General features: G+C 56.0%; 22 protein-coding genes. 10 read left to right on the top strand and 12 right to left on the bottom strand.

The features are described from left to right. The first annotated feature begins 3 nt into the window (after positions 1-3). From JYB84_RS01970 to JYB84_RS01960, 3 genes are all read left to right on the top strand, one after another. Positions 4-1,281: a Xaa-Pro dipeptidase gene (locus JYB84_RS01970; protein WP_207321781.1), complete on the top strand. Its 1,278-nt coding sequence runs from the start codon at positions 4-6 to the stop codon at positions 1,279-1,281. A gap of 85 nt (positions 1,282-1,366) precedes the next feature. Further along, a complete protein-coding gene (locus JYB84_RS01965; protein ID WP_207321780.1) occupies positions 1,367-1,747 on the top strand; it encodes a gamma-butyrobetaine hydroxylase-like domain-containing protein in 381 nt (126 codons plus the stop codon). 304 nt (positions 1,748-2,051) lie between these two features. Next, positions 2,052-4,379 carry a M4 family metallopeptidase gene (locus tag JYB84_RS01960; RefSeq protein WP_207321779.1) on the top strand — a complete coding sequence of 776 codons (2,328 nt, stop codon included), beginning with the start codon at positions 2,052-2,054 and terminating at the stop codon, positions 4,377-4,379. A gap of 64 nt (positions 4,380-4,443) precedes the next feature. Here JYB84_RS01960 and JYB84_RS01955 read toward each other — a convergent pair whose 3' ends face one another. Continuing rightward, positions 4,444-4,968: a hypothetical protein gene (locus JYB84_RS01955; RefSeq protein WP_207321778.1), complete on the bottom strand. Its 525-nt coding sequence runs from the start codon at positions 4,966-4,968 to the stop codon at positions 4,444-4,446. Between the two features lie 107 nt (positions 4,969-5,075). Between JYB84_RS01955 and ubiD the strand changes: the two genes are divergently transcribed. The 3 genes from ubiD (at position 5,076) to JYB84_RS01940 (ending at position 7,758) form a co-directional block, all read left to right on the top strand. Next, entirely contained in the window at positions 5,076-6,557 is a 1,482-nt protein-coding gene (gene ubiD / locus JYB84_RS01950) for a 4-hydroxy-3-polyprenylbenzoate decarboxylase (RefSeq protein ID WP_207321777.1), read from the top strand. A 45-nt stretch (positions 6,558-6,602) separates the two neighbouring features. After that, complete coding sequence (fre, locus tag JYB84_RS01945) at positions 6,603-7,301, top strand: NAD(P)H-flavin reductase (RefSeq protein ID WP_207321776.1); 699 nt, start codon at positions 6,603-6,605, stop codon at positions 7,299-7,301. 136 nt (positions 7,302-7,437) lie between these two features. Continuing rightward, positions 7,438-7,758 (top strand): antibiotic biosynthesis monooxygenase family protein, encoded by a 321-nt coding sequence (locus JYB84_RS01940; RefSeq protein ID WP_207321775.1) that lies wholly within the window; start codon positions 7,438-7,440, stop codon positions 7,756-7,758. Between the two features lie 75 nt (positions 7,759-7,833). On the opposite strand, the gene JYB84_RS01935 is transcribed toward JYB84_RS01940, so the two are convergent. After that, positions 7,834-8,124 carry a helix-hairpin-helix domain-containing protein gene (locus JYB84_RS01935; RefSeq protein WP_207321774.1) on the bottom strand — a complete coding sequence of 97 codons (291 nt, stop codon included), beginning with the start codon at positions 8,122-8,124 and terminating at the stop codon, positions 7,834-7,836. Positions 8,125-8,395: 271 nt separating this feature from the next. On the opposite strand from JYB84_RS01935, the gene JYB84_RS01930 reads away from it, so the two are divergent. After that, positions 8,396-11,323: a PKD domain-containing protein gene (locus JYB84_RS01930; protein ID WP_207321773.1), complete on the top strand. Its 2,928-nt coding sequence runs from the start codon at positions 8,396-8,398 to the stop codon at positions 11,321-11,323. 71 nt (positions 11,324-11,394) lie between these two features. Here JYB84_RS01930 and JYB84_RS01925 read toward each other — a convergent pair whose 3' ends face one another. Further along, positions 11,395-11,880: a DUF2846 domain-containing protein gene (locus tag JYB84_RS01925; protein ID WP_207321772.1), complete on the bottom strand. Its 486-nt coding sequence runs from the start codon at positions 11,878-11,880 to the stop codon at positions 11,395-11,397. 384 nt (positions 11,881-12,264) lie between these two features. Continuing rightward, positions 12,265-12,429, bottom strand: a complete 165-nt coding sequence (locus JYB84_RS01920; protein ID WP_207321771.1) for a hypothetical protein — start codon at positions 12,427-12,429, stop codon at positions 12,265-12,267. A gap of 440 nt (positions 12,430-12,869) precedes the next feature. On the opposite strand from JYB84_RS01920, the gene JYB84_RS01915 reads away from it, so the two are divergent. Continuing rightward, on the top strand, positions 12,870-13,448 hold the full coding sequence (locus JYB84_RS01915; protein ID WP_207321770.1) for a nucleoside triphosphate pyrophosphohydrolase family protein: 579 nt from the start codon (positions 12,870-12,872) through the stop codon (positions 13,446-13,448). A gap of 24 nt (positions 13,449-13,472) precedes the next feature. On the opposite strand, the gene ubiA is transcribed toward JYB84_RS01915, so the two are convergent. The 6 genes from ubiA to JYB84_RS01885 all read right to left on the bottom strand — a co-directional run bounded on the left by ubiA (position 13,473) and on the right by JYB84_RS01885 (position 19,674). Continuing rightward, a complete protein-coding gene (ubiA, locus tag JYB84_RS01910; protein WP_207321769.1) occupies positions 13,473-14,333 on the bottom strand; it encodes a 4-hydroxybenzoate octaprenyltransferase in 861 nt (286 codons plus the stop codon). Positions 14,334-14,416: 83 nt separating this feature from the next. Beyond that, a complete protein-coding gene (uvrD, locus tag JYB84_RS01905) occupies positions 14,417-16,582 on the bottom strand; it encodes a DNA helicase II (RefSeq protein WP_207321768.1) in 2,166 nt (721 codons plus the stop codon). A gap of 135 nt (positions 16,583-16,717) precedes the next feature. Then, entirely contained in the window at positions 16,718-17,236 is a 519-nt protein-coding gene (locus JYB84_RS01900) for a DUF2059 domain-containing protein (protein ID WP_207321767.1), read from the bottom strand. 69 nt (positions 17,237-17,305) lie between these two features. Then, on the bottom strand, positions 17,306-18,232 hold the full coding sequence (locus JYB84_RS01895) for an SPFH domain-containing protein (RefSeq protein ID WP_207321766.1): 927 nt from the start codon (positions 18,230-18,232) through the stop codon (positions 17,306-17,308). An 11-nt stretch (positions 18,233-18,243) separates the two neighbouring features. Next, complete coding sequence (locus tag JYB84_RS01890) at positions 18,244-19,158, bottom strand: SPFH domain-containing protein (RefSeq protein ID WP_207321765.1); 915 nt, start codon at positions 19,156-19,158, stop codon at positions 18,244-18,246. Between the two features lie 54 nt (positions 19,159-19,212). Beyond that, the gene (locus JYB84_RS01885; protein WP_207321764.1) at positions 19,213-19,674 is read right to left on the bottom strand and encodes an NfeD family protein; all 462 of its coding nucleotides are present in this window, start codon (positions 19,672-19,674) and stop codon (positions 19,213-19,215) included. 240 nt (positions 19,675-19,914) lie between these two features. On the opposite strand from JYB84_RS01885, the gene JYB84_RS01880 reads away from it, so the two are divergent. Further along, entirely contained in the window at positions 19,915-20,658 is a 744-nt protein-coding gene (locus JYB84_RS01880) for an outer membrane protein OmpK (protein ID WP_207321763.1), read from the top strand. A 77-nt stretch (positions 20,659-20,735) separates the two neighbouring features. On the opposite strand, the gene udp is transcribed toward JYB84_RS01880, so the two are convergent. Both udp and JYB84_RS01870 read right to left on the bottom strand, forming a co-directional pair. Then, entirely contained in the window at positions 20,736-21,494 is a 759-nt protein-coding gene (gene udp / locus JYB84_RS01875) for a uridine phosphorylase (protein ID WP_207321762.1), read from the bottom strand. Between the two features lie 884 nt (positions 21,495-22,378). Continuing rightward, complete coding sequence (locus JYB84_RS01870; protein ID WP_207321761.1) at positions 22,379-23,554, bottom strand: type III PLP-dependent enzyme; 1,176 nt, start codon at positions 23,552-23,554, stop codon at positions 22,379-22,381. Positions 23,555-23,930: 376 nt separating this feature from the next. Between JYB84_RS01870 and JYB84_RS01865 the strand changes: the two genes are divergently transcribed. After that, entirely contained in the window at positions 23,931-24,779 is an 849-nt protein-coding gene (locus JYB84_RS01865; protein ID WP_207321760.1) for a mechanosensitive ion channel family protein, read from the top strand. Position 24,780 lies beyond the last annotated feature (1 nt).

The raw sequence follows: 24,780 nt of genomic DNA, 5'->3' as shown, positions 1-24,780 counted from the left end.
AAGATGAAAACGAAAACCCTACTGCTCTCGGGGCTGATTTCCGGACTCTGTGGCCTGACAAGCACAAGCCTGCAGGCCGCCACCTATATCACCGCCGATGCCATGCTGGACGTGGCCAGTGGCAAGCTGATTGAGCAGCCGGCGCTGCTGGTCGATGGCGACCGCATAGTCCAGGTTGGCACCCGAAACAGTCTGGCCATGCCTCAGGGCGCCGAGCATCTCGACCTGGCCGGTAAAACCCTGCTACCAGGACTGATGGACATGCACGTGCACCTGTCGAGCGACGCCGAGGACAACTTTCTCGAGGCCCTCAACTATTCGGTGCCAAGACAAACCGTAAAAGCGGTGAAAAATGCCGAGCGCACCCTGATGGCCGGCTTTACCACGGTGCGGGATCTGGGGGATGCCGGTTACAGCGTGATCGCGGTGCGTGATGGCATCAATGCCGGTGAAATTGTCGGCCCGCGCATCTGGAGTGCCGCCAATGCCCTGTCCATTACCGGCGGTCATTGCGATGACAACTTCAGCGCCCCGGAAATGCATTCGGTCTCCGGCGGCGTGGCCGACGGCCCTTGGGCTGTGCGGGCCAAGGTGCGGGAAAACATCAAATACGGCGCCAACACCATCAAGATTTGCGCCACCGGTGGAGTCTTTTCCAAGGGCACCAAGGTGGGCATACAGCAATACAGCGAAGATGAGCTGCGCGCTGCCGCCGAAGAGGCCCACCAGCGCGGGATGATCATCGCCGCCCATGCCCACGGCACCGGCGGTATCAAGGCCGCCATCCGCGCTGGCATCGACAGCATAGAGCATTGCAGCTTTATGGATGACGAGGCGGTCAAACTGGCGCTCAAACACGGCACCTTCCTGTCCTGCGACATCTACAACACCGAATACACCCTGGCCTTCGGCGCCGCCAACGGCGTGCCGGAAGAGAACATCAACAAGGAAAAGCAGGTGTCCCAGGCCCAGCGCGACAGCTTCCGTCTCGCCGCCAAGGCCGGAGTCAAGATGGTGTTCGGCAGCGATGCCGCCATCTATCCCCACGGTGACAACGGCAAGCAATTCAGCACCATGGTCACCTTTGGCATGAGCCCGCTGCAGGCGATTCAGGCCGCCACCATCAACAGCGCCAGTCTGCTGCAACAGAAAGATCTGGGGCAGCTGAAAGCCGGCTTCCTGGCGGATATGATTGCCGTCGATGGCAATCCCCTGGAGCAAATTTCCCTGCTGGAAAAGGTCAGCTTTGTGATGAAGGACGGTAAGGTGTTCAAGGGCTGAGCCCGGTTGTGTCCAAGCGCCGGATAAGGCCCTGCTCTTGTCCGGCGCTTGGGCTTACAATGAGCAGGAACACACAGGAGATCAAATGAACAGTCCCACAGTCACCTCACTCAAGCTGAAACGTAAGTCCAGGTTGCTGGAAATCGGTTTTGATGACGGCAGCAGTTTTGAACTGAGCTGCGAGTTTCTGCGGGTTCACTCCCCCTCGGCCGAGGTACACGGCCATGGCCAGCCCGTGCTGGTTACCCACAAGAAAGACGTCAATATCAGTGCGATTGAGCCCGTGGGCAATTATGCGGTCAAGTTGGTATTCGACGATGGCCACAATACCGGCCTCTATTCCTGGCAGGTGTTGCATCACTTGGCAAGCCACCAGCAGCAGCTGTGGCAGGATTATCTGGACCGACTCAAGGCTGAAAAGGGCTCCCGTGAGCCACTGATCGCCATGAAAATCAGCTACCGCTGACCCAATGGCCGGCCATAGTGCAGGCATGGCCCCTCAAAAGCGCTACCACACCAGAGCTTTGACTCAAAACCAACACCAAAGCAGCATAAAAACCTCAAATAATGCCTAAATTTTAGTGCATTAGTATAATTGCTGCCCCGTCGGCAGCCTCCTAGTATTGATCCCCGCACCCTCTGCGGTGCCTGTGCCGGACAGCCAGCAGTCCTGGTTCGGCACGACCCATCTTAGCCTTTGTATTATTTGGGTAAAAACTTTTATCACCGGCACGGGTTCAGCCCGCTGCCACCAAAAGGAATACTCTACAATGCACAAACAAAGACTCACACTGCTGTTTTTGGCCGTTTCGGCCACCCTGGCTACCTCGGCGCATGCCGCCAACCGCGTGGATGTGGCCGCCCTCAGGCACGCTTCATCCAACGCCGATATCAACCGTATGTTACCCCTGGAGGCGGGACAGGAATTCCGTACCAGCCGCCAGGTTTCCCTGGGCAAGGGCCACAATAAGGAAAGGCTGCAACAGTATTTCCATGGTGTCCCCGTCTATGGTTTCAGCATAGCGGCCGACCGCTCGGAAATGGGCATCTACAGCAACCTTCAGGGCCAGATGCTGGCCAACATCGATAAGGATGCCGACTTCGTCAAACCCAAACTGCAGGCCAAACAGGCTATAGCCAAGGCCAAGAGCACCAAGGCAGCTCCCGGCGCCGCCGCAGTGAAAAGCCGTAACGACAAGGCGGAACTCTTTGTCTTCCTCGATGACAATGACGAGCCCAGGCTGGTGTACCAGGTGTCCTACCTGGTGGACGGCGCCGAGCCCAGCCGCCCCTTTAGCCTGATAGATGCCCACAGCGGTGAAGTGCTCAAGCGCTGGGAAGGTCTGAACCATGCCCTGATAGGCACGGGCCCAGGTGGCAACCAGAAGACAGGTCAATATGAGTACGGTACAGACTATGGCTACCTGGATGTGACCGAGTCGGGTTCTACCTGCACCATGAACAGCCCCAACGTCAAAACCGTCAACCTCAACCACGGCACCTCGGGCACGACGGCCTTCAGCTATACCTGTCCCCGTAACACGGTCAAGAGCATCAACGGTGCCTACTCACCGCTGAACGATGCCCACTACTTTGGCAACGTGGTCTACAACATGTACAGCCAGTGGTACAACACGGCGCCGCTGACCTTTCAGCTGAGCATGAGGGTGCACTACAGCAGCAACTATGAAAACGCCTTCTGGGACGGCCAGGCCATGACCTTCGGTGATGGGGCCACCACCTTCTATCCGCTGGTATCCCTCGATGTGTCGGCCCACGAGGTCAGCCACGGCTTTACCGAACAGAACTCGGGTCTGGTCTACAGCTCCCAGTCCGGCGGTATCAATGAAGCCTTCTCCGACATGGCCGGTGAAGCCGCCGAGTACTTTATGCGCGGCAGCAACGACTGGGAGGTGGGGGCTGACATCTTCAAGGGTAACGGTGCCCTGCGCTACATGGATGACCCGACCCGCGATGGCCGCTCAATCGGTCACGCCAATGACTACTACGAGGGCCTGGACGTGCATTACAGTTCAGGGGTGTTCAACAAGGCCTTCTATACCCTGGCCAACACCAGTGGCTGGGATACCCGCAAGGCCTTCCATGTGTTTGTGGTGGCCAACCAGTTGTACTGGACGGCCAACAGCACCTATGTATCCGGTGCCTGTGGCGTGAAGAGCGCCGCCACGGATCTGGGCTACAGCACGGCCGATGTGGATGCGGCCTTTGCCGTGGTGGGTGTCAGCCCCTGTAACGATCCTGGCCCAGGCCCCGATCCCGAGGCCCAGGCCCTGACCAATGGAGTGTCCGTTGATAACCTCAGCGGCAGCAGTGGCAGCAAGCGCTACTTCACCCTGGATGTGCCCGCGGGAGCCAGCAACCTGGTGTTCAATATGTCCGGTGGCAGCGGCGATGCGGATCTGTACGTCAAGTTCGGCTCCGCGCCCACCAGCACCAGCTACGACTGTCGCCCCTACTCAGGTGGCAACAATGAAAGCTGCCCCATGAATCCCGCCAACGAAGGCACCTATTGGGTGATGATCAACGGCTACAGCAGCTACAGCGGCACCAGCCTGGTGGGCAGCTTTGACGGCGGCGGTGTGCCAAATCAGGCCCCCAGCGCCGGCTTCGATACAACCGGCACTGACGGCCAATACAGCTTCAGCAGCACCTCAAGTGACAGCGACGGCCAGATAGTGTCCTGGAGCTGGGACTTCGGTGATGGCAGCAGCGGCAGCGGCGCCAATGTCAGCCACAGCTACAGCACCAGCGGCAGCTACAGCGTGACCCTGACGGTAACCGACGACTATGGTGCCAGCGCCAGTGCCACCCAGGTAATAGATGTGGTATTGCCTGCCATAGAGATGGACCTGACCATCACCCGCGCCACCTTGTCGCGCCGCGGTGTCGCCCGGGTCAATCTGGAGTGGACCGGTAACAGCAGCAGCTATGACATCTACCGCAATGGCAACCTGGTGGGCTCCACCACGATCAACAGCTTCAGCGATCGCTTTGGTGCCTCAAGCGGAGACAGCGTCACTTATCAGATCCATGCCGCCAACGGCGCCCTGTCTGATATGGAAACTGTCACCTTCTAAAACCTGCTTGGCAGACAAAAAAGGCGCCCACAATGGCGCCTTTTTCTTTGGAGGATATACGGGCTTATGGCTGTTCCTGCGGCACCGGCAGATATTGTTCGCTGACCCAGTCGTAGCGGTAGTAGATACCTTCCCATTCGTACAGAGGCTGGCCATCGACTATCCTCACCCTGGCGTTGGCGGGCAGACTGTCGCGTCCTTCCACCCGCTCAATGGGTCCCAAAGTGCGTCGTTCCGGGGCGGGATAACTGGGCAGCGGCTCACTGGGCTGCGGATAGGTAAGCACTCTGGGATCTATATAGAGGTCATTTTCCCAATAGGGCCATGACGAACGCCAGGGATCGTAGCGCCAGGGGTAGTTACTCCAATACCAGCCCAGATTGATGCCGTAGCGCCAACCACTCCTGTGATGCCTATGGCCCCTGTGTCTGTGCTCGTCCCCCCAGTGGACCTCATCCCAGACCCGGTTGGTGCCCAGGTGCTTTTCGCCCCTGTGCTCGCTGCCGGCCTCCGGTGAATTGGCCGCCAGGGATGTGCAGACAAACAAGGTTCCCAACAAGCAAATTACTGTCAATATCGGATGTTTCATTTCGGCCTCCCCACCCGCGGGCGTGCCCCGGCCATGGTTTTCGCCGGGGGCCATTAATGATATAGTGCGCGCCACTTGAAGGTTTTGCAAACAGAGGCCATTTCCAAATGAGTTTTAAGGATTTACGCAGCTTCATCGCGCACCTGGAAGCGAACGGTGAGTTGAAGCGCGTCAGCTATCCGGTGGATCCTCATCTCGAAATGACCGAGATTTGCGACCGGGTGCTGCGTGCAGGCGGCCCGGCGCTGCTGTTTGAACAGCCCAAGGGCCACAGTATGCCTGTGTTGGCCAACCTGTTCGGTACCCCAAAACGGGTCGCCATGGCCCTGGGCAAGGAAGATCCGCTGGCGCTAAGGGAAGTGGGTGAGCTGTTGGCCTTTTTGAAAGAGCCCGAGCCACCGCGGGGTTTCAAGGATGCCCTGTCCAAACTGCCGCTGTTCAAGCAGGCGCTCAATATGCCAGCCAAAACCGTCAGCAAGGCCCCCTGTCAGGAAGTGATCCTGACCGGCGATGCGGTGGATCTGACCAAGCTGCCCATTCAGCATTGCTGGCCCGGCGATGTGGCCCCCCTGATGACCTGGGGTCTGACCATCACCAAGGGCCCTCGGCAGAAACGCCAGAATCTGGGGATCTACCGCCAGCAGCTGCTGGGCAAGAACAAGCTCATCATGCGCTGGCTGTCACACCGTGGCGGCGCCCTCGACTTCAAGGATTTCCAGGAACAGCACCCAGGTGAAAACTACCCTGTGGTGGTGGCCTTGGGCAGCGATCCCGTCACCATTCTCGGCGCCGTCACTCCGGTGCCGGACAGCATGAGCGAATATGCCTTTGCCGGACTGCTGCGGGGCGAGCGCACCGAAGTGGTCAAGGCCCTCTCTTGCGATCTGGAAGTGCCGGCCACCAGCGAGATCATCCTCGAGGGTTACATAGCTCCCGGCGAGATGGCCGAGGAAGGCCCCTACGGCGATCACACCGGCTACTACAACGAGACCGACAGTTTCCCCGTGTTTACCGTGACCCACATCAGTCACAGGAAAGACGCCATCTACCACAGCACCTACACGGGGCGGCCACCGGATGAGCCCGCCATGCTGGGGGTGGCGCTGAACGAGGTATTTGTGCCGATACTGCGTAAGCAGTACCCTGAAATCGTTGATTTTTATCTGCCACCCGAGGGTTGTTCCTACCGGATGGCGGTGATTTCCATCCGCAAACAGTACCCGGGCCATGCCAAGCGGGTAATGATGGGCGCCTGGTCCTTCCTGCGCCAGTTTATGTACACCAAGTTTATCGTGGTGGTGGATGATGACGTCAATTGCCGGGACTGGCAGGACGTGATCTGGGCCATCACCACCCGTATGGATCCCATTCGCGACACCCTGATGGTGGACAACACCCCCATAGACTATCTGGACTTCGCCTCGCCGGTTGCGGGCCTGGGCTCCAAGATGGGCCTGGATGCCACCAACAAGTGGCCCGGAGAAACCCAGCGGGAATGGGGTACGCCAATAGTCATGGATCCCCAGGTTAAACAAAAGGTTGACGAGATCTGGGACCAATTGGGCATAGACGACAGCCCTACCCTATAATCAGCCAACAGCATAAAAACACCCGAAGAGGTATAGAGAAACCAGATGAACAGCATCCGTTGCAGAATCGAGCGCGTCACCCCCTTCAATGACGCCGTCTACCAGGTGATCCTCAGCCCCGAGACTCCGCTGGAGTTCAAGGCAGGCCAATACCTGTGTGTCGTCATGGGAGAGCAGGACAAGCGCCCCTTTTCCATCGCCTCTGCCCCGGGTGCCGAACAGCTGGAGCTGCACATAGGAGCCGCCATCACCGAAAGCTATCCGATGCAGGTGGTGGAGCGGTTGCAGAACTCGACTCACATAGACATTGAAGCGCCGGGCGGCGAAGCCTTCCTGCGGGAAGAGAGCCACAGACCCAGGCTGATGGTGGCCGGCGGCACCGGCTTCTCTTACATCAAGAGCCTGGTGGAGCGCCAGATAAGCCTGGGACAAGAAATTGAAACCATGCTCTATTGGGGTTGCCGCACCCGCGATGCCATGTACTATGAGTCCATCGCCCGCGAGTGGCACAACAACTTCCCCTGGCTGCATCTGGTACCCGTCATCGAAGAGGCCGCCGAAGATTGGGATGGCAAGACCAACAACCTGCTGGCACAGATCAAGGCCGACTTTATCAGCCTGGTTGGCTACGACATCTATATTGCCGGTCGTTTCAACATGGTCGGCGCCGCCCGGGAGCAATTCCGTGAAATGGGGGTGGAAGAACAACACCTCTACGGTGATGCCTTCGCCTTTATCAAGTGATCTTCAGACCCCGGCCAAGGCCGGGGTCTTGCTTTAAGCCATTACCGGCTCACAAATTCAGAATAAAACCTTTTCCTTGAGTGCCTTAAGCCAGCAGATAGGCTAGTCTTTGTCTGTCTGAAAAAAGGAGCATTCCATGATAGCCGTGATTTTCGAAGTGATACCCACGCCGGAAGGCAAAGCAGAATACCTGCACGTGGCCGAAGAGATGCGCAAGCATCTGGAAGGTCGCAAGGGCCTGATTTCCATTGAGCGTTTTCAAAGTCTGACCGACGAAGGCAAGGTGCTCAGCCTGTCATTCTGGGAAGATCTGGCCTCCATCACCCAGTGGCGCAATCAGATGGCACACAGCATAGCCGCCGAATCCGGCATAGTGCCCTGCCTGTTTGAATCCTATCGCATCCGGGTCGCCGAGGTGCTGCAGGATCACAGCGAAACCGTGGCGGTTGCCGAATAAGTTTATTGCCTGAGTATCTGCCTTCCAGGCAGGCTCCAACCATTGAAAAGCCCGCAGTGTGCGGGCTTTTTTATCTTAAATGCGCGGCATTTTGGCCTTGCGCTCGGCGGTAAAATCCCACCAGGGCAAGGCAGGTCCGCCATCCATAAAGCTGGTGAGCGACATAAACACATCCAGCACACAGGGGTCGTGGCGTACCCCGGTCAAATCACAGAGTTCGATGTAGAGGGTGAAGGGATCTTTGCCACATAGCTGCTCGGGTTTATCTATCCCCAGCAGACGCAGATCGGCGGCGGTGGCCTCGCCGACATTGGGTAAATCCGTCAGCGTTTGCAGCTTGTTGCGATCGACCTTGGAGGGCTTCATTGGGTTTCCTTGCCTTGAATGCGCAGGCCTATTGTCCGTGAGCACCAGTTTGCTGTCCAGTCGGCAGCAATTCAGCAACAAGGGTGAGTTTTTTAGCAAGCACGCCTCACCATAAACCACTGTGTAAAAAGACGTTACTGGACGCCAGCCCTTGACTGACGAGGCTTTGACGCTATATCGAGGTTAGAGCTGGGTGTTTTTTAGGCTATTCTCAAATTGCTGCCAGCATCTCTTGGGGCAGCTATTTGGGCATCTAATTGGGGGAAGCGCCATGAAGTATTCGACACTGCCTTTGACGACATTGGTGCTCCTTGGGCTCAGCCTGTGGCCACTGACGGTAAGCAGTGCCAATCCCCCGCCGAATCAGCGCATCTTTCCTCAGCTGTCACTGCCCACAAAAGTCCAGGGCGAACAGGCCATCGCGGCCTTGGGCGCCAAACTGCCCGAGGTGGCGGCCTGGTACGGCATGAGCCCGGATGAATTTGCCCGCGAGCTGCGCAGCGATGCCAGTTTGTGGCTCGATACCAAGGGCCGCGCCTTCTATGTGGATCAATTCCCTCAGGCTGCCGATCCGGCCGATGCCCAATTGTTGCAGGAAGCCCCCTATCCGTTGGAAGACACCTTCCATCTTCACAGCCGCCCAGGCGCCAATCGGGTGATTTACCTGGACTTCGACGGTCATCTCACCACAGGCACGGCCTGGAACAGCTCCTATGGCGTCGATCCCATAGTCTCGCCACCCTACAGCCGCGACTCGGACTCCAGCACCTTCAGTACATCAGAGTTGCAGGACATACAGAACATGTGGCGCCAGGTGGCCGAAGACTATGCCCCCTTCAACGTGGATATCACCACCGAAGATCCGGGCCTCAACGCCATTACCCGCAGCAGCATGTCGGATCAGGTCTATGGAACCCGGGTGGTGGTCACCAAGGACAACTTTGCCGGTTGCGGCTGCGGCGGCTTTGCCTACCTGACGGTATTTGATGATGTGGGCGACTATTACAAACCGGCCTTTGTGTTCAACACCAGTTTGGTGGGTGCCGGGGAAGCCATCTCCCACGAGGCGGGGCATAACCTCAGCCTGAGCCACGACGGAGTGATTGGCGGTGCCACCTACTATGCCGGCCACGGCAGTGGCGCCACCGGCTGGGCCCCCATAATGGGGGTGGGGTATTACCAGGCCTTGGTGCAATGGAGCAAGGGCGAATACCTCAACGCCAACCAAACCCAGGATGATATAGCCCGCATCCAAACCTACGGCGCGCCCTTGGTGGCCGACGATCACGGCAACAGCCTGGCAACTGCCACGCCGCTGAATGCCAGCGCAAGCAATGGCCTCCTCAGCCTCGATGGCAGCGGTCTTATCCACAGCCGTCAGGATGTGGACTTGTTCCGCTTCCATGCCGGCGCAGGCAGTTACAGTATCGATGTGCAGCCCGCCCCCTTTGCCCCCAATCTGGATATTCTGGCCCAGCTCTATGATGCCAATGGCAATCTGCTGGCCAGCAGCAATCCGCTCGATGCCCTGACCGCCAACTTAAGTGGCACCCTGGCCAGCGCCGGAGACTATTTCGTCAAGGTGGATGGCACAGGCAAGGGCGATCCCCTCGACACAGGCTACACGGACTATGCCAGTCTGGGCCGTTACAGCATCAGCGGAACTGCGGTCGATGGCGGCACTGCCGCCGCCCCCACAGCCGCCATGGCCCTGAGTTACACCCCGGGCCCCGCCCCTTTAAGCGTAAACTTTGACGGCTCGGGTTCGGACGACAGTGATGGCACTATCATGAGCTATGACTGGGACTTCGGTGATGGCACCAATGCCAGTGGCGCTCAGGTCAGCCATGTCTACCAGGCACCCGGTGATTTTACTGTGGTACTAACGGTCACGGACAATGACAACCTCAGTGGCCAAGCCAGCCAGGTGGTGAAGGTACAAAACCTGCCACCGGTCGCCGTGGCCTCTGCCGACGCGCTTTCCGGCACAGCGCCGCTAACTGTCAACTTCGATGGTTCGGGCTCCCATGATCAGGACAGCTCAGGCACTATCAACGGCTATCAATGGGACTTTGGTGATGGCAGCGGTGCTTCCGGTAGCAATTTAGGCTTTGCCAGCCACAGCTATAGCCAGGCCGGCAGTTTCACCCCCACGCTGACGGTCACTGATAATCTGGGTGCCACGGGCATGACCACACTGCCGGCCATAGAGGTGGCCCCCGCCCCCTTCCTGCTGCAATATGCCGGCAGCGAAACCACGGCGGCGGGCACGGTAAGCGGCAGTCTGGCCAATCTACAGGGCGATGACGGTGTGCTGGAAATCATTACCGAGCGGGAGTCCGGCGGCAGGAAGACCAGCAGGTACAGCTATCTGGATCACAGCTGGAGCTTCAATGTCCAAAGCGGCAATGCCGTCACCTTGGTGCTCGACGGCTGGCAATCGGCATCCAGCGATGGCGATCAGCTGCGGCTGTATTTAACCAGCAGCACGGCTACCGATGTGTTGCTGACCCAACTGCCCAGCAGCGATCAGGGCCCGCAATCCATTCCGCTGCCGTCAAACCTCAGCGGTCAGGTGCAAATCAGTGTCCGTGACAGCGACCAGAGCGTCGGTCACCTGTCACTCGACAGCCTGTATCTGGACCTGCTCTATATTCGCACCGACAACCAAAGCGGCGGTGCTGTGCCTGCGTCGCCGACAGCGTTATCAGCCACTTCGGTCTCCGCCAGCCAGATAGACTTGTCCTGGAGCGACAATGCCAACGATGAACTGGGCTATAGCGTAGAGCGCTCTGTGGATGGAGTGAACTGGGCGAGCATCTTCACCACGGGTGTGGATGGCAGCGGCTACAGCGACACAGGGTTGGCGTCCAATACCCAATATTGGTATCGCGTCAGCGCCTTTAACCAAAATGGCAATTCCGGCTATTCCAATGAGGCAAGCGCGACCACGACTCTGGGTACCGGCTTAAGCCTGACGGCCAGCGGTTACAAGGTGAAGGGCGTGCAACAGGTGGACCTGTCCTGGAGCGGGAACAACGGTGATGTGGACATACTTCGCAATGCCACCAAGATAGCGACGGCTCCCGGCAGCGATTACACCGACAACCTCAACCTCAAGGGCGCCGGCAGCTACGACTATCAGGTCTGCAACACCGGCAGCAGCGATTGTTCGGACATAGTGACAGTCATCTTTTAACAACTACAGATAAAAAACAAAAATGCCAGGTAAACCTGGCATTTTTATATCGTCACCAACTTACCTTTAAATCAGTTGGTAGTGGCCTTTTTCAGGTAAAACTCTTTGTCAGTCTCTTTCGCCAACTTACACTGCAGCACATTTTTCATGCCAGTTTCACTGTCAACCTGCTCCAGAGCCGCGCCACCAACAAACACGCCCATCTTGATCTTTTGCTCAACAAAGTACAGTTGTCCTGGCTCAACTTTCAGATTCGCATTGTTTTCACTGAACTCAGACTCAGTTGCCAATTCGTAGGCGCCAGGAGCCAGCTCTTTATAGAAAAAAGTTTTATTTGCGGTTTCGCCAACCAATTTTCCATTAATGTACACATTCTTCTTCAGCGCTTGGCCAACAAAAGTATTGCGATATATATACAGGCCCGCTTTCCCATCTTGTGGTTTTTGGAATTCCTTAACGGCCTTATCTTCATCATTTGATGCCATAGGTACTGAAGCACAACCTGACAACAGAGTGACAGCAACGAGGGACATAATAATAGATATTTTTTTAAACATGACATATTCCTTTATTTTAAACAGTTTGTTGATTCAACCATGTATGAGTCTGACTGTCATACATAGTATGAATTTGATATATAGGCATTAATCTGCCTTTTACACCATTGCAACACTCCCCTTGGCTATCATAGCCTTTACCGGGAGCATTCCAATGTATATTCCAATTTTGTTCCCTATCAGCTACCAACAATATAGCTGCAAATGAAAACAACACGCACCAAAGTTTCCGCTTAACTTCAAGTTTATTGTCAGTGTCATTCATCTGGGACGCGATACTTAACAAAGCCATGAATCACATCTTTTAATCTAAATATAGACTCAGCTAGGATCTTGGCAGCCATTGGAGAGATATGATAATGAAAACCCCGCTCCATAAATGCTCTAAGTGACATTATCACTGAATAAATTACGCATTGGTAAATTGCGTATTGATAAATTAGCAGAGTCAGCGGCAACATAGTCAACCCCGTCAATGGGACTTGTTTGTTCTGCATGCAATGACAAAGAACTCATGCCAAGCAACAGCATAATATACTTAAGTTTCATTTAATCTCCTTTTCAATGAAACCAATCTAGAGAGTAACGGCTATGTATTAAAAGCTAATTTTTGTTGGCAACTGCACCAATATTACTGACATGTTGAAAAGCTGGGACCAGCAGAAGAAAGGAGCCATCCTGACTTAAATGATTCATCCATGCCCACACAGAGGTGAGATTACAAACAGGCGGCTAATCTATTCCAAGCCAATGTATAAGGCAATAGTATTATGAAGATTTTCCAGTGTTACCAATGCGTTGATGGCGGTTCGATCACATAATCGACTAGATAACCATAACCCGGCATTTGCCGCATCCACATCTCTTACTGCCTAATCCAGTGCAAATAAGCGAGCTGGAGAATCATGTCACTTTGCCATTCAGCCGCCCTTTCTTTATCATGCCCGCTGATTACCCATCCAGTGCCAACCCAGAATAAAGGCCCTCTAATGCGACTGACCTGCCTGACCGAAGCCCTGTACGCCAAGCTGTACCGCGATATCCATGAATTCCGTGCCACCTTTGACCTGCCGGTGGACTCCCCCACCAGTCTCGACGAGAAGATGGACAAGTTGCACAGTTCGCTGATTATCGAAGAGCTGACCGAACTGGCCGAGGCCAAAGACAAGGTGGAACAGGCGGACGCCATAGTCGACAGCGTCTATGTGCTCATGGGCCGCGCCGTACATTTGGGTGCCAGGGATATGTTGGCGCAACTGGAGATCAGCTATTTCATCGATGTGCTGCTGCATGTGGCCGCCAACCGCGGCATAGACTTCGAGCCCTGCTGGGATGAAGTCCATGCCAGCAATATGAGCAAGGTCTGCCGCAACGAGCAGGAGCTGGCCGATACCATAGCCCATTACGCTGCCCAGGGTGTTGAGATCAGCGGCAGCCGCCAGGGCGACTTTTTGATCGCCAAGTGTGCCAAGGACGTGGAACTGGAAGGCAAGACGGTACGTCAGGGCAAGGTGCTCAAATCCGTTTACTACCGTCCCGCCAATCTTGCCCCGTTAGTAACTGGCTGATGGTGATGGGCTGGTTCAGCCAGCCTATACCAGATAGTCAAACCCCAGGGCCGCGAACAATACCAGTCCGGCCCAGTTGTTGTTGAGGAAAGCGCTAAAGCAGGGCTCGCGCTCACGGCCGAAGATCAGCTTTTGCTGGTACAGGCCAAAACCGATAAAGCCGAGCAAGCCCAAGCCGTAAATCCAACCGAGTCCGGCGCTCAGTCCCGCCATGGCAAAACAGCCCAGGGCCGCCAATTGGAACAGACCGATGATCTGCCGGTCGAAGCGTCCGAACAGTATGGCGGTGGACTTGATCCCCACCTTGATATCATCGTCCCGGTCCACCATGGCATACATGGTGTCGTAGGCCACGGTCCAGCACCAGTTGGCGGCAAACAGCCACCAGGCCTCGGCTGGTACAGTGCCCAGCTGGGCGGCATAGGCCATGGGAATGGACCAGCTCCAGACCACACCGAGAAACATCTGCGGCATATTGGTCCAGCGCTTGGTGAAGGGATAAATGATGGTCAAGATGATGCCGACCACAGAGAGTTTGACCACCAGGGAGTTGAGCAGCAACACCAGGCCAAAGGCAAACATGCCCAGAAGCACGAACAGGCCCAGCGCTTCTTTTACCGTCACCTCGCCGCTTGCCAGGGGCCGTCTGCGGGTGCGTTCCACATGGCCATCCAACTCCCGATCGGCGTAGTCATTGATGATGCAGCCACAGGCACGCATCACCACCACACCAATGGTAAAAATCACCAGTACCTTGATATCCGGCAGGCCATTGCCCGCCAACATCAGTGCCATCAGGCAGGGCCAAAGCAACAGCAGTGTGCCTATGGGCCTGTCGAGGCGCATCAAGCGGGCATAGCTGTCCCATTTTTGGGTGAGAGTCATGGATTATTCCTGAAATTAGGTGTTCTGGCCGCGCGGATTATAGCGCCCGGCGGCCAGCGAAAACAGGGCCAGCGAAAACAGGGTTAGACGGTTTCCAGCCTGGCGTAGGCCACCACCAGCCACTTGCTGCCGACATCGTCGAAATTGACCTGCACCCTGGCCTGGGGACCGCTGCCTTCGTAGTTGGTGACGGCGCCCTCGCCGAACTTGGGATGCATGACCCTTTGTCCCAAACGAAAGCCCGAGTCATCAAAAGCCTGCTGGGCATGGGCGAAGCGGTTGTTTGCCAGCGGGGTCGATACCTGGGCCTTGAGGCGGATTTCCTGCACATATTGCGGCGGAATTTCCTTGATAAAGCGCGAAGGTCTGGCGTAATCCTCGCGGCCATAGATGCGGCGCGACTCGGCATAGGTGATATAGAGTTTTTCCATGGCGCGGGTCATGCCCACGTAGCACAGACGCCGCTCCTCATCGAGCCTGTCGCCCTCCTCCAGCGCCAGCTTGCTGGGAAATATGCCCTCTTCCACCCCGGCCATAAACACCACAGGGAACTCCAGGCCCTTGGCCGAATGCAGTGTCATCAGCTGCACCGCGTCCGTGTGGGCATCGGCCTGACCTTCACCAGCCTCCAGCGCCGCGTGGGACAGGAAGGCATTGAGTTCGCCCATGTCTTCCAGCTCTTCCGGCATCTCGAAGCTGCGGGCGGCGGTCACCAGTTCCTCCAGGTTTTCGACCCTGGCATGGGCCTTTTCGCCCTTCTCTTCCTCGTACATGGCCTTGAGGCCCGAGTGCAAAATAACCCAGTCGGCCATGCGGTACAGAGGCTGCTCGGCAGTGTCGTTGCCGAGCTGGATTATCAGATCCATAAAGCCGCGCACCGCGTTGGCGGCGCGCCCGGCCAACACCTTTTCCTCCAGCAACCGTTGGCAGGTCTGCCACAGGGTCAGCTGCTGCTGCCGCGCCGTGGTGCGCAAAATGTCCAGGGTGCGATCGCCTATGCCCCGCGGCGGGGTGTTGACCACCCGCTCGAAGGCGGCATCGTCGTCATGGTTGGCAATCAGCCTCAGGTAGCCCATGGCGTCCTTGATCTCCTGACGCTCGAAGAAGCGCAGGCCACCATAGATGCGGTAGGGCAAGCCCTTGTGCAACAAGGCTTCTTCCAGTACCCGCGACTGGGCGTTGGAGCGGTACAGTATGGCGCACTCGGACAGGGCGCCGCCCTTGTCCTGCCAGTCGCCGATGCGACCGACGATAAAGCGGGCCTCGTCCATTTCGTTGAAGGCGCAGTAGAGGGAGATAGGCTCACCATCCTTGTCCTCGGTCCACAGCTCCTTGCCCATGCGCTCTGGGTTGTTGGCAATCAGCTCGTTGGAGGCCTTGAGTATGTTGCCGCTGGAGCGGTAATTCTGCTCCAGGCGTATGGTGCTGGCACCGGGGAAATCCTTGAGAAAGCGATGCAGGTTTTCCACCTGGGCGCCACGCCAGCCGTAGATGGACTGATCGTCATCGCCCACTATCATCACATTAGCGCTGTTGCCGGCCAGCACCCGGATCCAGGCGTACTGAATGGCGTTGGTGTCCTGGAATTCGTCCACCAGAATATGGCGGAACCTGTCCTGGTAATGGGCCAACAGGTGTGGCTTGTTAAGCCACAACTCGTGGGCACGCAGCAGGATCTCGGCAAAGTCCACCAGCCCGGCGCGGTCGCAGCTGTCCTGATACACACGGTACAAGTTGAGCAGCATCTGCTCCATGGGGAAGGCGCCGGCGTCTATGTGCTGGGGCCGCAGGCCTTGATCTTTCTTGCCGTTGATGTAACCGGCCACCAGCCGCGGTGGATACTGTTTTTCGTCCAGATTCATGCTCTTGAGGATGCGTTTGATCAGTCGCTGCTGATCGTCCGAGTCCATGATCTGGAAATTCTGCGGCAGGTTGGCATCCTGCCAGTGGGTGCGCAGCAGCCTGTGGGCCAGGCCGTGGAAGGTACCAATCCACATGCGGCCCATGTGATTGCCGACTATCTTCTCCACCCGCTCACGCATCTCGGCGGCGGCCTTGTTGGTAAAGGTCACGGCCAAAATGGAATAGGGGCTCTGGTTTTCAACCTGGATCAGCCAGGCGATCCTGTGGGTCAGCACCCGGGTCTTGCCACTGCCGGCACCCGCCAGCACCAGCATGCTCGACAATGGCGCCGCCACCGCCTCGCGCTGTTTATCATTCAGGCCATCCAGTAAAGAAGATACGTCCATTCCCGCCTCCGCAACAATCGAGCCGGCATTATATCAGAAGCCTTGGCCCAGGTGGCGGCCAATGGCCAACGACCGCAACCGCTAACCCGCCAATAAAAAACGGCCGCCAATGGCAGCCGCTTTTGGGGATGGTGCTTACTGTTTGCTGGACTGAGCCTGTTCCCGGGAAGCCTGCAACTGCTGCTGGAACTCCTGAGACATGGCCTGGATCTTCGGCGTTAGCTGCTGCATCATACCCATGGTGTACTGCATGGATTGCTGCATCACAGCTGGCATCTTGTTCACCATGGATTGACCTGACTCGCTGCGATAGAAGGCCAGCATGTCAGCCAGTTCTTTTTCGCTGTAGTTGTTCACATAGATATCGACCATGGGGCCCTTGATCTTATTCCAACCCATTTCATCTGTAATAAGTTGGATAACCTTTTGAGTGTATGCAGTAAATTGTTCCCGCTCGCTGTCCTTGACCTGCAGTTGGGCTGCCATTTGCTGCATCATGCCATCCATTTGGCTATAGATGCTGTCCATCAAGCTATCGGCCTTCATGGCATTCAGTAGCTCTTCTACCTGAGCACGACGGTCTACCTCACCTGCCATGGCCGGTAAGGTCAACAGGCTGGCTCCCAACAACAGGGCCGTCAGTGATTTTTTCATTTTTCCTCCTTGGAAAATGTCATTGTTAAGGGCGGCGAGTTGCCGCCGTATATTTCTTGGTCGATACAGTCAGCGCTGCTCCTGCAGTCCCATGGCGTCCATCCACTGCTCGAAATGCACCATGTTGCCGGGCAGGATCACCCGGCTGCCGCTTTGGCCCAGGCCATCGAGCTGCTTGAGGTACTGCTCACCCAGTTGCATCCGCAGCGCGTTCTGGCCACCGGGGGCGGCGATCACCGCCGCCAGACGCTCGATGGATTCCGCCGTGGCCTTGGCGATGGACAGTATCTCTTCCGCCTTACCTTCGGCCTCGTTGATACGGCGCTGCATTTCCCCCTCGGAGCGGTTGATGGTTTCGGCCTTGATACCCTCGGAGCGGTTGATCTTGGACTGCTTGTCGCCTTCGCTCTTGGCCAGCAATGCCCGACGCTCACGCTCGGCGTTGACCTGCATTTCCATGGCGTTTTTCACCGTTTCCGGCGGGGTGATGTTTTTGATCTCGTACCTGTGCACCCTGATCCCCCAGGTGGCACCGGCCTGATCGAGCACCTCGACCACCTTGGCGCTGATCACGTCGCGCTCCTCGAAGGTGCGGTCCAGATCCAGGGTGCCTATCACAGAGCGGGTGGTGGTCTGGGCCAATTGGATGGCGGCGTAACGGTAGTCCGTCACCCCATAGCTGGCCTTGACCGGGTCGGTCACAGAGATGTAAATAACGCCATCCACTTCCACATTGACCTCGTCACTGGAGAAACACTCCTGCGGCGGCACGTCTATGGTTTCCTCTTTCAGGTCGTGGATATAGGCCACCTTGTCGATAAAGGGGATCAGGGCATGAAAGCCCGCATCCAGGGTCGCATGGTATTTACCCAAACGTTCCACTATGTAGGCGGATTTGGTTGGTACCAAACGGATAGACTGAAACAGCTTGATGATAAAGATGAAGAAAATCAGGCCCCAAATGGCCGTTACCACTAAGTCGAGATTTATTGCCATAATGCTGCTCCTTATGCCTTGGGCGCCAGGCCCTGGGTGACCTTGTCCATGCCTTCAAAAAAGCCTTCCAAACGGGCCAGCTCCGCCGGCACCACTGACACTTCGGCTTGCTCCAGGATATTGCCCACCTGTTTGATAAACTGCTCCTTGAGCTGCATGTTCATCGCATCGGTGCCACCCTGCACCGCCAGTGCCTGGGCCACCATATTCATGCCCTCGGCCTTGGCCTTGGCTATGATGGCAATCTCGGCCGCCGTGCCCTTGGCCTCGTTGATACGCTTTTGCTTCTGGCCTTCGGAGATGTTGATGGCCTCCTGACGCTCACCTTCGGACATGTTGATCATCGCCGCCTTCTCGGCACTGGCGAGGGTGATCTCGGCGCGCTTGCGGCGCTCGGCCTCCATCTGCTTCTCCAGGGTGTGGATCACATGGCGCGATGGGCTGATATTCTTGATCTCATAGCGCAACACTTTGATCCCCCAGGGATCTGAGGCTTTATCAATCTCACGCACTATGGATTCATTGAGCCGGTCGCGCTCGGAAAAGGTCTCGCTCAGGGTGAGCTTGCCGATTTCCGAGCGCATGGTGGTCTGGGCCAGATTCACCGCCGCCATGCGGTAGTTCTCGATGCCGTAACTGGCCAGCTTGCCATCCATCACCTTGAGATACACCAGGCCATCCACTTCCAGCTGGGTGTTATCCTTGGAAATACAGCTTTGTGGCGGAACATCCAGCACCTGCTCACGGGTATCGTGGCGATAGGCTACCCGGTCAAAGAAGGGGATCAAAAAATGGAATCCCGGTTCAAGTACGGTGCGGAACTTCCCCAGACGCTCAATCACATGCACTTCGCGCATGGGAACGATCAGCATCAGCTTATAAAGCACAAAGAGGACCAGCAGAAAAACAATGGTAAAAATCAGCATAGATTCCTTCCTATCGATATGTGGGCAGAACTGCCCTATTGAATACGACCTTGCTCAGACATCCGAGGGCAGAGGTTCCACCACCAGGGCGATATTTTCCCGGCAGATGATCCTGACGGTTGTGCCCTTGGTGATCAGGCTGCCATCCCCCAGGGCGGGCCACTCACTGCCCTGAAATTCAACCCGGCCCCTTTGCTGGCCCGGGCCTATGTCGGCCTTCACCAGAGCGGTCTGGTTGAACAAATCCAGCTCTTCGTCTGTGTTGTCCACATGGGCATCCCCACCCACCAAACGCTGGGTCAGCTGCCTGAAGCCCAGCAGCAGCGCCATGGAGCTGATAAACCACAGGGTCAGGGCCTGCGGCAGAGTACTGACCAGCCCCAGAGTCAAGGCGCCGGCCACCAGCAAACAAGCGGCGCCCAACAGTATCACTATGCCACCGGGCACCACCACCTCGGCCAGTATAAGCACCAGGCCCAAACCGGCCCACAGCAGTACAGGATTAGAAAACTCCATATTCCCCCCGAAATGCGAGTATCTCCTGCAAAGACTATATCAGCTCGATATTGCCAAGGCGACATATTATGTCATATTTTCGCTTCTTTTTTACCCTATGCCAGACGCTAACGCTCCGAAGCATTTTAACAGCTTGCCACCAAAATCCTTTGAATAGCGGCGTCTTTTTCCCTATATTGCACCGCAGTTACCGGGGGCGCCCAGCCCCCCCTACTCCCTTGGCTTTTAAGGATGCAAACAATGAAAAAAACCTGTCTTTGCCTGGCCCTGCTCTTGTCACCACAAGCCTTCGCCGGTGAGTGGGTCCAATGGTGGAATGCCGGTATCACCGGTCTGTACGGCAAGAACTATGACCTGGCCCCATCGGACGAGCAAACCACTATTACCCTCGACAGTGCCGGTGGTTGGAAATACGGTGACTGGTATGTGTTCCAGGACTTTATCCGTTTCAATGGCGCCGATGAAGGCACCACCTATGGTGAGCTGTCCACCCGCCTGAGTGCCGGTAAGTTGCTGAACCAAAAGCTGGCCTTCGGCCCCGTGACCGATGTGTCACTGGCCCTGACTCTGGAAGAAGGTGAAGGTCCGGTGGAGTCTTTCCTCTACGGTATTGGACTGGATTTCAAGCTGCCGATTTTCAGCTACTTTCAGCTCAACACCTATCGCCGTCACGCCATCAACGGCGCCAATAACAGCGACGGTTGGCAGATCACTCCCGTGTACCGAGTCGATATTCCCTTTGCCGGCAGCAACCTGGTGATCGATGGTTTCGCCGACTGGGTATTCCGCACCGACGGTAACGGCTACCATGAAAACCTGCACTTCAACCCGCAGGTGAAATTCGATCTGGGCCAGATGGTATTCGGCGATCACCGCAAGGACGCCCTGCTGGTAGGTATCGAATATGATTACTGGCGCAACAAGTACGGTGTTGATGGCATAGATCAGAACACCTATTCACTGATTGCCCAGTACCATTTCTGATCCGGTATAGTGCCGGTGACAAAAAAGGCGCCCAAGGGCGCCTTTTTTATTCACGGTTTCATTACTGCTGCAGGCAATCAGGCCAGCAGTTTGCGGGCCGCGGCCACCACCACAGACACGGCACTGACCTCGGTCTGCTTCATGGTTTTCTCGTCCGGAATTTCCTGTTGGGTACGGTTCACTATCACTCCAGCCACACAGGCGGCACGCCAGCCCTGGGTCGCACACATGGTGAACAGGGTCGCGGACTCCATTTCATAGTTGAGCACGCCCATGTCCTGCCACTCCTTCATGGAACCGGCGAAGCGACGGGTCACACGACCAGTGACTGTGTCATAACGCTCCTGACCGGGATAGAAGGTATCGCTGGAAGCGGTCACGCCAATGTGCGGCTCAACACCGGCATCGCGGCAGGCCTGCACCATGGCGGTGGTACATTCGAAGTTGGCTACCGCAGGAAACTCCATGGGGGCAAAATGCAGGCTGGCACCGTCGAGACGCACAGAGGCTTGGGTCACAATCAAATCACCCACATTCACATGGGGTTGAATCGCACCCGTGGTACCTACGCGCAGGAAGGTCGTCACCCCCAGCTGGGCCAACTCTTCCACGGCGATGGAGGTGGAAGGACCGCCAATGCCGGTGGAGCACACCACCACGGCCTTACCGTCGAGGTATGCCAGGTAACTGGTATATTCGCGATGGCTGGCCAGGAAGGTCGCATTATCCATCAACTCGGCAATACGTTTTACCCGCTCAGGATCGCCCGGCACAATCGCCAGGGTGGCGCCATCGAGCATTGCTTTTGTCAAACCCAGGTGAAATACATCAGCCATGGTGAAAACCCCTTTCAATTTTGATTATAAAATTCTAATTGCTTCGACTTTAACCTAGTATCGAAGCGGATAAGGTTAACTTGATCACGAAAAATCAGGCAACGCCTAATTCAATTACCGTAATCTTCTTACTTAATCAGCGGAAATGACTGATTTTTAAGATAGCAGCTGGCCACAGCAGTGCCAGTGTCCTTTGCGGACTGTGAAGCAGATCCAACTTCCCACAACCAAAAATTTATATATCTTTATTTTTCAATCAATTAAAAACTACAGCACTTCCAGTGCCACACTCTGAGGCACGGGTCACATTTTTCTGTTAGCGGCTTTCCTAGTCTGTAACCATACAAGGCGAAACCAACCGGGAGTCAAAAGTAAACCAGACAAGCACCGACACGGGATTCGAGTCACAGGGCAAAGAACACAGGTTCAACCAAGTCCATACCACTGGCAGGCCCTATACGACGAAACAACCGCGAACGGCGGATCAAAGACCAGGGCAAGGCAACTCGGCTATTCATAACGCAGCGCTTTGCCGCCATGAATGCAGGCAACAGGAGGACAAAACAGCAGCCAATCGATATTTGGGCAGCGGCTCCACAGAAAGAGGCATCCGCAGGATAGCCTGAGTTAACGACCACCCGGGTCCGAGCCCACGCCAAGTTCGATTAACAGATTGCAAAAATACAATATCAGGTCAAAGCCTGTTGCTGGATTGAGCCCAGAGGCACCCAATATCAGAGGCCGTTGCAAAACGCCTGAGGTGCAATGACTACCATGGTCAAGCCCAGAGGCCCATTTGTCAGAAGCAGGTAAGCAAAACGTTCTTAAGACACAAAAGAACAAGGGGCCCAAAGGCCCCTTGCTGCTATGGCACGATCCGGGAATTACAGATAGTAATCCTTCAGCGGTGGGAAACCGTTGAAGCACACGGCCGAATAGGTGGTGGTGTAGGCACCGGCGGTCAACCAGTAAAGCCTGTCGCCAATGGCCAGATCGTTCGGCAAACCATAGGCATACTGCTCGTACATTATGTCGGCACTGTCGCAGGTTGGACCGGCAATCACACACTTTTCCAACTCGCCCTGGCGCTCGGTATAGATGGGGAACTTGATGGCCTCATCCATGGTTTCGATAAGACCGGAGAACTTACCCACATCGGTAAACACCCAACGCTCCAGCGCTGTGTAGGACTTGCGGCTGATCAACACCACTTCGGATACCAGTACCCCGGCGTTGGAGATCAGTGAACGGCCTGGCTCAAGGATGATCTGTGGCAGGTCGTCACCAAAGTCTTCCTTGAGGAAGTGGGTGATCTGCTCGGCATAGGTAGCCAGTTCATTGGTCTTGTCGATATAGTTGGCGGGGAAGCCACCACCCATATTGATCATCTCCAGCACTATACCGTGCTCATCGCGCAGACGATCGAAAATGTGCTTTACCTTACCAATGGCGGAATCCCAGGCACCAATATCACGCTGTTGTGAACCCACATGGAAAGAGATGCCATAGGGCACCAGTCCCAGCTCCTTGGCCAGCACCAACAGCTCGTAAGCCATCTCGTTCTGACAACCGAACTTGCGCGACAGTGGCCAATCGGCTGTGTCTGTGCCTTCGGTCAGGATTCGGACGTAGATGCGAGAGCCCGGGGCTTCTTCGGCAATCATGCGCAGATCGGCTTCGGAGTCAGAGGCAAACATACGCACGCCACGATCGTAGAAGGCCTTGACGTCCTTGCGCTTCTTAATGGTGTTGCCAAAGCTGACGCGATCGGCGGTCACGCCCACGGCCATCACCATATCCAGCTCATAGATGGAGGCGATGTCGAAATTGGAGCCCCTGTCCTTGAGCAGGGTCAGGATCTCCTTGGCCGGGTTGGCTTTAACTGCATAATAAACACTGGCATACGGAAAGTTGGTGACCATGTCATCGTATTGTTTCGCAATGATGGCAGTATCTATCACTACAAAAGGCGTTGCTTTGTCCTTGGCAAATTCTTCGATGCGGGCGAAGGTTTCTTTGTCATAGTAATCAGCAACATCAATAGATTGAAATTGGCTCATTTGGCCAGGGTCTCCTGTCGGTTCAGTGTATTGACCGGCTCTGCCGGGGCGGTAAAAAAACGTGCGAAGTAGACGCTATTTTCGACCAAGATGCAACGAATTTTTATGCCCAATAATTAATTTTTTATTCGAGCATTAATCCCACATCCCAGCTACTTGAATCTACAGTATAAGTCACAAAAACACAGCGGGTCGGCAAGCCGGCCCTAATGTCATGTCTGAACAAAATTCAGGCTGAAAACAGCTGCGGTGGCAAAGCCCATTACGGGCCAGGAAAACAGCTTTTGAAGTGGGCGCGATAATGCGGAAAATCAGTGACTTCCCTGAGCACGCACCAACAGGCACAATAGGACAGACTGCCGAAGGAGGATCCGAAATGAATGAAACAGGCCTGGAACAGGAATTGGCGCAACTGCAAAATGTCTACACCCTGCTGACCGAGTTTCTGGTCAATTACAGCTTTCAATTGGTGGGTGCCCTGCTCATCTTCTTGCTTGGCCTGTGGCTGGCGGGCAAGGTGGCCAGGATGGTGGAACACCAGTTTGAAAAGCACCATATAGACCCCACCCTGAGCCATTTCAGCACCAATGTGATCCGGCTGCTGATAGTGGTCATGGTAGCCATAGTAGCCCTGGGCAAATTGGGGATCAGTGTCACCCCCATGATTGCCGCCATAGGTGCTGTGTCCCTGGGGGCCGGCTTGGCGGTACAGGGCATGTTGTCCAACTATGCCGCCGGCTTGACCATAATAGTCACCCGCCCCTTCACAGTAGGTAACACCATCACGGTGCGGGGTGTGACCGGGGTGGTGAAGGATGTGCGTCTGGGACTGACCCTGCTCAGTAATGAGGAAGGAGAGCAAATCAGTATTCCCAACAAACATATAGTCGGCGAGATACTGTATAACTCCTTCGGCAACCGCCTGGTGGAATCCCACTTTAATCTGGCATTCGACGCCAATCCCGAGCATGCCATAGAGGTCATCACGGCAGTGCTGAAGCAGCAGCCGGCCGTGGCCCAGGACCAGGCAATGCAGGTTGGCATCAACGGTTTCAGCAGTGCCGGAATCGAGCTGGGACTGAGATTCTGGATCCCGAGCGCCAGCTATTATCAGGATAAGTACAAGATTAACTTAGCGGTTTGGCAGGCATTGCTATCTGCCGGTGTCAGCATACCCGCCCCGGCGCGCAACATTCACATAGTAGAAGACACCCGCCGGCAGTAAG

It is taken from the genome of Shewanella cyperi (assembly GCF_017354985.1).
Taxonomy (GTDB): Bacteria; Pseudomonadota; Gammaproteobacteria; order Enterobacterales; family Shewanellaceae; genus Shewanella; species Shewanella cyperi.
The sequence above is the reverse complement of the archived record's forward strand: the minus strand, read 5'-3'. Positions and strand labels throughout refer to the sequence as shown.